This is a genomic window from Labilibaculum sp., from assembly GCF_041595635.1.
Lineage (GTDB): Bacteria > Bacteroidota > Bacteroidia > Bacteroidales > Marinifilaceae > Labilibaculum.
Genome location: NZ_JBFHJW010000125.1, coordinates 1 through 2,794, shown reverse-complemented (window position 1 = coordinate 2,794; position 2,794 = coordinate 1). Strand labels below are relative to the sequence as shown.

Genomic DNA, 2,794 nt, shown 5'->3' with positions numbered 1-2,794 from the left:
TATAATTTTCCTGTCCTTTAAAATCGATGTATAAATCGCCAAAAGGCTGGTAAGCTTTTTGATGAAGTGGTACACTCATGAACTCTTTAGCAGCTAAAATTTGCGCATCCAATTGCTTTCCTTCTGCAAGTAGCTGTCTGATTTTTGCCAAATGTTTACTTGCTCCTTTGTGCGCATAATCGTGAGGTTCTCCAGTCCATAGCGTTTCCTCGTTAAACTGGATATGCTCCTGCTGAACGCCACCATAAATCATTGCACCCAACCGGCCATTGCCAATAGGAAGAGCATCCGTCCATTTTTGAGCTGGCTGCTCATAACTCAATTTATAGTTGTTTTGGGCAGTTGTCTCTAGGGCGATAAATCCCATAAAAACAACGAATAAAACCAACATTTTCTCTCTCATACTCTTCTTATTATATTTTAGCAGTATTCGTATTTATTGTTTTTCTACTTCCACATAAAAAGGCATTCTATAAAGCTTTTTATCCTTTGTCTTTAGTATGACAATCGGAACAATATCTGCTTCGCCAACTTTTAAATGGAAGTTTCCGAGTGAAATTTTACTGTCCATTGGCTTCGGAAAAATAAATAAGTGCTTCTCTTCACCAATTCGTAATTCTATTTCACAATCATTTTCAATCGCTTTTTTAAAGTATAGATTGAACGCGTATTTTCCCTCTGTAGCAATATCAGTTTTCCAGTAAACGACTCCATTTTTTGCATTTTCATGCGCAATAAAATGAACATCGTTTAGGTTTAAAACACTTGGATTTTCATGCTCGGTTCCTATAATTATTCTAGGAGATTGCATTGCATTCTTCGATGCCTGTAATTCCTCTATCCAAGAATTCATTTCTGATTTTAGTGCCGCGGCTGCCTCTTTATTGCTGTCAACAACATTATTCAACTCGTAAGGATCATTGGTTAGATCAAACAGCTCAAACTTTTCAATTCCCGCTTCTTCATCACAATTTCCAACCAACTTAAACTCGCCATTACGAATCATCATATTTTTATATTTCTCGGGCGCTCTACGTGTCCAATATCTGCAAATGGAACGCTCTCCTAAGGCAGTTTTCTCTCCAGTCAGCAAAGGCAGTAAACTCACGCCATCAATTTTCCTGTCGGATGGAATTTCACCTCCACAAAGTTCTGCCAGAGTTGGGAAAATATCGAAATGCGATGCTGTAGCTGTTATATCTCTGTTCCCTTTAAATTTCTTTGGATAGCGCCAAAACGAAGGCACTTGAATTCCGCCCTCGTAAACCGATGATTTTCGGCCACGCATTCCGGCCAAATAGCGATATGGAATAGGTCCATTATCGGTCATAAAAATGACTAGTGTATTTTCGTCCAACTTAAGTTCATCTATTTTATTTAGTAAGCGTGCAAGGTTATCATCGATATTCGAAACCATGGCGTAAACCTTCCTGGCTTTTTCCTTCATATCTTCATTCATATCAGGAAATGGTCTATCGTCGTTTTCAAATCCAGAAGCTGGGTCAATATCTTTATACTTGTCGTAATATTTCTGAGGGACTTGTAATGGATCGTGTGGCGCATTAAATGCCAAATAAAGAAAGAAAGGCTCTTCCTTTTTCTCCTCGATAAAATGAATTGCTGCATCGGTAAAAACATCCGAGCAATAGCCTTCACTTTCAACCATTTCGCCATTTTCCCAAAGTGTAGGATTAAAATAGCTGGTATTTCCTTTGAGGTGATTGGGCCAATCGCCCCATTGTCCCATTCCTCCTGCCAAATGATGCAAGGCATAATCGAAGCCCTGATCTTCAGGTCTACAAGGATAATTATCACCTAAGTGCCATTTCCCAATCATTCCGGTAGTGTAACCAGCTTTCTTAAGCATTTCGGCAATGGTAATTTCAGAAGAAGCCATGATTGCTCCTCCCTGGTAGGTATCACGAACTCCTGTTCGTAATGGGTAACGGCCAGTTAGTAAGGCTGAGCGAGTTGGAGCACACACAGGTGAAACCAAAAACTCATCGAAGCGAACACTTTCACTGGCCAGCTGATCAATAACTGGAGTTTTAACATGAGGATTTCCGTAAAAACCCAAATCACCAAAACCCTGATCATCTGTCATGATTAAAATAACATTGGGCTGATCTGAAGTATCTGAATTCCCACAGCATACAAGCGTGAAAGCCAAAACAACACAAGCAAATGCAACAATTTGATTATTAATCATTTATTCAGTTTCTTTAACTTTATTACTATTTTGCGACAGTACTGTTTTATTCTCATAAAACAGTACTTTACTCATCGCAAAATTTTCAATCAATTAGATCATGGCTCTATCTATCGCCAAAATTCATGACTGTTATTTTTTATCATTCCAATGCTTCGCAATAATGTCCAAAATTTCCGGATTATCTTCATCTAAATCACCAACTTCTTGACGTTGCTTCAAAAGTTCCACCTTCATTTCTTTAATTATTTCCTGATATTGAGGATCTTGATATGCATTATGTAGTTCATTTGGATCTTCCTGAAGATCGTAGAAATCCCAAAACTTACCCGTTTCTTCTCCTTCTAAATATTTATTATCCTTGAAACCATTACCATAACAAAAAGCCAACTTGTAACGTTCCCCTCTGATTCCAAAATGACCTGGACGACGAGTTTCGTGTTGCCAGTAACGATAGTAGGCATACTTTCTCCAATCTTTAGGCGTTTCGCCAACTAAATTTTTACGAAAACTACGTCCCTGCATGCTTTCTGGATAATCAGCATTAGCATAATCAGCAAATAAAGCCGAGTAATCCACATTTTC

The 2,794-nt window shown here is 38.4% G+C and carries 3 protein-coding genes; all 3 read right to left on the bottom strand.

Features of this window, described 5'->3' with window-relative positions; all coding sequences use genetic code 11:
• Positions 1-403: glycoside hydrolase N-terminal domain-containing protein (locus ABYT26_RS17605; RefSeq protein ID WP_372756340.1), on the bottom strand; the 403-nt coding region annotated here is incomplete at its 3' end.
• A gap of 33 nt (positions 404-436) precedes the next feature.
• On the bottom strand, positions 437-2,209 hold the full coding sequence (locus tag ABYT26_RS17600) for an arylsulfatase (RefSeq protein ID WP_372756338.1): 1,773 nt from the start codon (positions 2,207-2,209) through the stop codon (positions 437-439).
• A gap of 132 nt (positions 2,210-2,341) precedes the next feature.
• A partial coding sequence (locus ABYT26_RS17595; RefSeq protein WP_372756336.1) for a sulfatase/phosphatase domain-containing protein occupies positions 2,342-2,794 on the bottom strand: 453 nt, incomplete at its 5' end.

Bases quoted from the DNA above. Each gene is read 5' to 3' on its own strand.
- ABYT26_RS17600 (WP_372756338.1), bottom strand. From the start codon at position 2,209: ATGATTAATAATCAAATTGTTGCATTTGCTTGTGTTGTTTTGGCTTTC.